This window comes from Moritella sp. (assembly GCF_013215705.1).
Classification (GTDB): Bacteria; Pseudomonadota; Gammaproteobacteria; order Enterobacterales; family Moritellaceae; genus Moritella.
On sequence record NZ_JABSQR010000030.1, the window covers coordinates 64,853 to 71,910 of the forward strand.

Sequence of the window (7,058 nt, forward strand, 5' to 3'; positions counted from 1 at the left end):
AGAAACCCCCCCCCCCCCAACTTCACTATTAACTTTCTTTAATTATATCTTGAGCTTACACTGTTTATGAGTAAGTCTTAACACCAATAAAGTAGCGGGATAATAGTAAACAAGCATTAACTATGTTGCCCCGTGAGTACCTTTAAATCATTGTAAATGTTGTTAAGTAGATAGATGTAATAGTTAAAAATACAAATTTTAAGAGTGCTAAAAAACTAAGCATGCGAACTAGAGATACCAAAGCATCATTAAGGAGTAGATGTATGCCATGGACAAATCAACACCTGAAATGGCTAGTAGATACAGGTGAAACAATCACAACAGCTTGTGGAAAAGAAGCTCCCATTTATACTTTTAATCCAGACATGGCAGACGAAGTGACTATGTCTGCTTGGGCGAAACATTTTAGAAACCACTATTGTGATGATAATGAGATAGATGAATTAAGAGAAGGTACTGGGCTATCTAGAACTGAGTACTTACTAAAAGTAAAACTTCCCGTTCAAAAAGTTACAGCTCCCCATGAAAAAACTGGTCCAGCTACTCGGTCAGGGGATTTCACCGAGATACTTGTGTCAGACTTCTTAGAGTTTAATTTAAATTACTGGGTTCCAAGAACTCGTTATGAGTTCAAAGTAAATCCCAATTTATCTGAAAATGGCTCTGACGTTATCGGCTTTAAGTTTTCTTCTGATGGCAAACCTAAAAATGATGAGTTAATGATATATGAAGTGAAAGGTTCATTAACGGGTAAGAAGCCTTCTAACCGATTGCAAATAGCAGTAAATGATTCGAATAAAGACCGCTTTAGAATTGCAGAGTCCCTTAATGCAATAAAACAACGATTAAAGTTAAAAGGACTTCAAAAGGATGTCCCTAAAGTACAGCGTTTTCAAAACCTTGGAGACCATCCATACAAAGAGATGTATGGAGCAGCCTCTGTTTTAACAAGTGCAATGTACTCGGACATAGAATTGAGTAAAACGGACACCACAGAGCATGTTAATAATTCGTCTTTGAGTTTATTAGTTATCAAGGGCGATGCACTAATGGATTTAGTTCATTTCTTATATCAGAGGGCTGCACATGAAGCTTGAACGTAGCTCGAAAGTCTACTTGTCTATTACAAAATCTAAAGCAAAAATGTATGAATTTGGTGTGGAGGAGGAACACCATATTAACTTAACTATTGAACCTCAAAAGTTACTGCTATTAACTATTGGTATACTAGGCGATTTATCCGCTATAGAGGCTTCTCATTTAGCGCAAGATGACAATGATGAAGAATATCTAGACTTAAAAAATCAATTGATAGATGTAAGCCAATATTTTGATTCTTTGAACAACTCAAGATTAGAAACCTCTCTATCTGATTATTTAAATCTGTTGGGCTCAGCATCTTATTACTTAGCTGATATGCCAGGTAGTTCTTTAGTTTTAATAAAAGCTGTAGATTACGACATTGATATGCTAACTCCTTCCTATATTGAAGGTGTTTTGATTTGGCTATTAAAAGGAGATTTAGAGCATCAATGGTATATTTTACAAAATTGCTCTTTTGAAAAAGAGCTGGAATATTTTACATCGAGTATAATTAATTGCTTTAAACAAGAAGTGCCATTTGGCCAACTTGATGATGCTATAAGAAAATTAAGGAAAGCTGTATACGAGGGAGGGAATGATCGTGAACTACTAATGGTTGATATTCTGTCTGCTATAGCTAAAAGAAAGTTAAAATATTCATCGTTAATTTGCTTGCCAAAATATACCGGTTTAGCAATTAATTTTTGGCAGGCCGTACTAGCAAAAGATAATTTTATAAAAGAATTTTGGCCTGCGCAACGTTTGCTGGGTGAGAAAGGGATTTTTGAAGGTAAATCAGCTGTAGTTCAGATGCCAACCAGTGCAGGTAAAACAAAATCAACAGAATTAATTATACGCAGTTCTTTTTTATCAAAAAGAAGTAATTTAGCTATTGTTGTTGCCCCATTCAGAGCTTTATGTAGGGAAATAGCTGACTCATTTAAAAAATCATTTTCAAATGAAAATATTAAAATAAATGAGCTACAAGATGTTCCACAACTAAATTCCAATGATTTAGTAATGATTAACGATCTGCTTAATATAGAGGGTGGTGATAATGGTAGTGATTCAGTCATTGTATCAACACCAGAGAAACTAGTTTATTTATTGCGTCATGAACCAGAATTGGCCTCAAATATAGGTTTATTAATTTTTGATGAAGGTCATCAGTTTGATTCTGGCTCTAGAGGTATTACATATGAATTATTATTAGCGTCCTTAAAAGCTAATATACCAGTTGATTCTCAATTGATACTTATTTCGGCTGTGATGTCTAACGCTGAAACTATAGGTGATTGGTTATATGGCGAGAATGGAACAGAGGTTAAAGGTACTCATTGTTTGCCTACAATTAGATCAACAGCATTTGCAAGTTCATCAGGTAAATTACAATATATAGATAAAGAGTTCGTAGGAGAAAGAGATTTTTTTGTTCCTCGAATAATAGAGCAAGTAAATTTAGGGACTCGAGGAGCAGAACGAAATGACAGGCTCTTTCCTAAAAAAGGTGATAACTCAGACGTATCTGCCTATTTAGGGATAAAATTGGCTCAACAGTCGCCAACAGCTATATTTTGTGGAACAAAATCGATAATCACATCAATTTGTAAAACGCTTGTAGATCACTATTCAAGAGGCTTAGATATACCAACCCCTTTAACTAAAAGTGATAAACAAGAAATATCAAAGATTGCAAACTTGAGCCGAATGCACTTTGCAGATAAAAGTATATTCCCTAAAGCAATTGATCTAGGGATTTTACCTCACGGCTCTAATGTACCAAACGGACTTAGAGTTTCAGCTGAATGGTCAATGGAGAATAATAAAGCTTCACTTGTTGTTTGTACTTCGACATTAGCACAGGGGGTGAACCTTCCAATTAAATATTTAATTATTTCAAATACATCACAAGGTAAACAAAAAATATCAACAAGAGATTTTCATAACCTTATTGGTAGGGCTGGGAGATCTGGTTATCACACAGAAGGCAGTGTTATTTTTGCAAATACGGCACTATACGATGAGCGATTCACATACGTGGGACGGAGAAAGTGGCAAGAAGTCAGATATCTTTTAGACCCATCGAATTCAGAGGATTGTGTAAGTAGTCTAAAGCTGTTAATTGAACCTATTATAGTGGGTACGCAACATCTTGAAGCTATTAAGTTTATAGGAAATCCAACTAAGTATAGAAAGTTATGCTTAAAAGTAGCTAAAAAAAATGGGGTAACAGGGCAAGATTTAAAGGATTTATTATTCGAGATAAATAATAAGCAGAGGACCATTAATGCCCTTGAAAGCTATATGATGTCTTTTCTGAAAGACAGCCCAGAAGGTGACAATGAAACTGTTTTTTTAGATTTGGCCCAAGGAACATTGGCTCATCATCTATGCTCTGAAAAAGAGAAACTCTTACTCATCGAAGCTTTTGAATTGATCTATCAATCTGTAATGAAAGTTGACCCCGAGAAACTGTCTTTTTACGGTAAAGCACTATTAGGAATTGAAGACTTAATATTCATTGAAGAATGGTTAGAAGAAAATTATGAACATTTGTGTACTCAAGAAGATATATTTGAATTATTTAAATGCATTTGGCCATTGCTGTTAGATGTGTGTAAAAATGATTTTTTTGAAAAGTTGAGTCCTTTAGATCTAGTTTTAGAGGCTTCCTGCCTATGGATATCCGGGGCCAGCTATAGCGAAATATTTAACTTTATGGATAAGAAAAATATCAGATGCCAAGCAGGAAAACAATTCAGGAAAGTAACTATGGATCAAGTGGTTAAGTATACTGACAATACATTAGGTTATGATGCAATGTTAATCGTAGGCGCACTAGCTGACTTATGTAATGGGATATATGATAACGGTGACTTAGAAGAAAAAATCAAACATTTGCAAAATAGTTTGAAACTTGGCTTATCAGATGATTTTGAACTGTGGTTGTATTCAAAAGGTTATGTGGACAGAGAAATTTGTAAACAACTTGCAAAAACCTTCATTTCAGCAGGGGTTAATGTCGACAACTTTCAAAATAATGTGTTACTTGAAAATGCTGAGTTAGTGCAGAAAGAGTTAGTTAATTTTCCTACTTATTTCACACAAGTTAAAGCATAACTAATATTTTATTGCCTTATTTGGTATCATTTTAAATGTGAGGGTATAAGCGAGGGTACTTAAAGAATCCACTTTGTAAAGTGGTTTAAAACAATAACTTAGTGTTTGGTGGGCGGCGTGGTGTAATTCGCAGTATGAAATATTACAATATTGAGCAACCACATTCGACTAATTGAGGTTGAGCGAAGCAACTTCCAAAATTACCAGTTTGGGTAGTTGCTAAACCTTAAACCTTATGCCTTATGGCGATAGTTAAAATACTTAATCTGAGGTTCCTTTTTTACCGTTTAGATACTTTAAAGGAAGTTGGATTGATATTATTCTAGTTTACTAGCCACACCACTTAATAACCTCTAAGGGTTAAGCATCTCATGTATTTCAGCCCTAAATTGTCCCCGAGCTTACGGTGCGTGTCTTAGCTTGACTCAATAGAGTGGGGTAATAATATTTATTTCACCTACGTTACTAAAGTTAAACGCAGACGCTGGGTTAAAGTTTAAAGCTGAGATTAAACGTTGCTTATAGTGTCCTAGGGCAACATTAGTTATAGTTTATTGGCCAATTTTCAATCTCAGTACAAATATTTTTACTGCGCTTTCGTAGCGTATATATTGATATTTGAAACTAACCCCAACATGGTCAACATAAGTGTTGAATCGCGTAATCGATAAACACTCTGAGCTTAGCGGGCATATATTTAGTTTGAGCATACTGCAGTGCAATTATCCCCTGATAATTACTCTTAATCGTCCAGTCACAGAGAACCTCTGTTACATCTCCTTTACTTATAGCTTCCTGCACGACGAAGTCGGGGAAAATGCCGATACCCAAGCCATTAATGACACCGTTTAGGCGCATCTGAGAGTGGTTGACTGCATAACGGCCAGAGACTGTAACGGTATGGGATTCGTCGCCTTTCACAAAATCCCAGATGTGGTCGGTTTCATTTTCTGCTAAATATAAGCAATCGTGTTGTTTTAATTGTTCGGGGTGAGAAGGAATACCCTTGTCTTTTAGGTAATTAGGGCTTGCACATAACACTAAGTAGGTTTTAGCAATCTCTTTTAGCACCAAATTTTCATCCGGCTTATCCGTGAGCATAAAGGCGATATCGATACCGTGTTCAAAGATATCGATTGGCCCATCAATAGCGCGCAACTTGAGTTGGATCTGCGGATACTGCTTTAAAAATGGAACGACAAAAGGCTGTAGTACCACATTTAAAAATGCCTCAGGTGCCGCAACGGTTATTGAACCTGCGGGTTTAGTATGTTCGATACTTGATATTTCAACGGCTTGCTTTGCAGCATTAACCATAGGGACACATTGATCGTAAATCTTCTTTCCCGCGTCGGTAATGATCAGCTTTCTGGTCGTGCGTTCAAACAGTTTAACGGATAAGGCTTGCTCAAGCCGGGTAATGGTTTTACTCAGCGCAGAAGGGGTTACATTTATTTTCTTTGCTGCAGCAGTAAAACTGCCCTCCTGAACCACGAGAGTAAAACTAGCCAAGTCGGGTAATAAGGCGATCAGTTTGTGAAATATCATCATTCTATTTGTGCCTGTGTTTCACTAATGTTTTTCCATCTACAGGGATAATAGTCTTATATGGGATCAATTAGAATAGTTTTACAGTATAAATTATTTCATGGCTTGTTCGGCTGTTCTTAATAACAAGTTGCTAATAACAAGTTGTTTCAAATAAAGTTAAAAAGGAATATTTACATGACTTCTACATTCTACAATCAGATCAGTAAGCAGTTAGAACAAACTAAAGCTGATGGCCTTTATAAACACGAGCGAGTGATTACTTCAGCCCAAAATGCCAACATTCAAGTGGCAGGTAATGAAGTTGTTAACTTCTGTGCGAACAACTATTTAGGTTTGGCTAATCATGCTGATTTAATTGCGGCTGCACAATCAGGTTTAGAAAGCCACGGTTTTGGTATGGCATCAGTACGCTTTATCTGTGGTACCCAGGACAAACATAAAGAATTAGAAAGTAAGATCAGTACTTTCCTCGGTATGGAAGATACTATCTTGTATACGTCTTGCTTTGATGCAAATACGGGTTTATTTGAGACGTTATTAAGTGCAGAAGATGCCATTATCTCAGACGAACTAAACCACGCGTCAATCATTGATGGTGTACGTCTATGTAAAGCAAAACGCTTCCGTTACAAAAATAACAACATGGCATCACTCGAAGAGCAGCTTATTGCTGCCGATGCTGCAGGTGTGCGTCACAAGTTGATCGCAACGGACGGTGTATTTTCAATGGACGGCGTGATCGCTAATCTAAAAGGCGTTTGTGATCTTGCAGACAAGTACAATGCACTTGTGATGGTTGATGATTCACATGCGGTTGGTTTTGTGGGTGAAGGCGGTCGTGGTACCCCTGAACATTGTGGCGTAATGGATCGTGTGGATATCATCACCGGTACATTAGGCAAAGCATTAGGTGGCGCGTCAGGCGGTTACACATCAGCTAAAAAAGAAGTAGTTGATTGGTTACGTCAGCGTTCACGTCCATACTTATTCTCAAACTCGGTTGCTCCTGCGATTGTTGCTGCATCTATTCGTGTTATCGACATGATGGAAGAAGGCCATGAATTACGTGCCAAAGTTAAATCAAACGCAGAACATTTCCGCCGTGAAATGAGCGCAGCTGGTTTTACACTTGCTGGTGCAGACCACGCGATTGTACCGGTAATGATTGGTGATGCTGCACTGGCTGCTGAAATGTCAGAGCGTTTATTAGCGGAAGGCATTTATGTTATCGGTTTCTCTTTCCCAGTGGTTCCACATGGTAAAGCACGTATCCGTACACAAATGTCAGCAGCGCACAGCGTAGA

The 7,058-nt window shown here is 37.2% G+C and carries 4 protein-coding genes; 3 read left to right on the forward strand and 1 reads right to left on the reverse strand.

Annotation, left to right across the window (positions count from 1 at the left end):
- Nucleotides 1-263: 263 nt before the first annotated feature.
- Both HRT96_RS17910 and HRT96_RS17915 read left to right on the forward strand, forming a co-directional pair.
- The gene (locus HRT96_RS17910) at nucleotides 264-1,097 is read left to right on the forward strand and encodes a Hachiman antiphage defense system protein HamA (protein WP_293159436.1); all 834 of its coding nucleotides are present in this window, start codon (nucleotides 264-266) and stop codon (nucleotides 1,095-1,097) included.
- Nucleotides 1,087-4,203 carry a DEAD/DEAH box helicase gene (locus HRT96_RS17915; protein WP_293159438.1) on the forward strand — a complete coding sequence of 1,039 codons (3,117 nt, stop codon included), beginning with the start codon at nucleotides 1,087-1,089 and terminating at the stop codon, nucleotides 4,201-4,203. The genes HRT96_RS17910 and HRT96_RS17915 overlap by 11 nt, the downstream gene beginning before the upstream one ends.
- Before the next feature lie 639 nt (nucleotides 4,204-4,842).
- On the opposite strand, the gene HRT96_RS17920 is transcribed toward HRT96_RS17915, so the two are convergent.
- Entirely contained in the window at nucleotides 4,843-5,754 is a 912-nt protein-coding gene (locus HRT96_RS17920) for a LysR family transcriptional regulator (RefSeq protein ID WP_293159440.1), read from the reverse strand.
- A gap of 174 nt (nucleotides 5,755-5,928) precedes the next feature.
- Here HRT96_RS17920 and HRT96_RS17925 point away from each other — a divergent pair.
- Nucleotides 5,929-7,058, forward strand: a 1,130-nt coding sequence (locus HRT96_RS17925; protein ID WP_293159442.1) for a glycine C-acetyltransferase, incomplete at its 3' end; no start/stop codon positions are given.

Excerpts from the sequence above, each read along its gene's own strand:
- HRT96_RS17910 (WP_293159436.1), top strand. The coding sequence starts at position 264 with ATGCCATGGACAAATCAACACCTGAAATGGCTAGTAGATACAGGTGAA.
- HRT96_RS17915 (WP_293159438.1), top strand. The coding sequence starts at position 1,087 with ATGAAGCTTGAACGTAGCTCGAAAGTCTACTTGTCTATTACAAAATCT.
- HRT96_RS17920 (WP_293159440.1), bottom strand. The coding sequence starts at position 5,754 with ATGATGATATTTCACAAACTGATCGCCTTATTACCCGACTTGGCTAGT.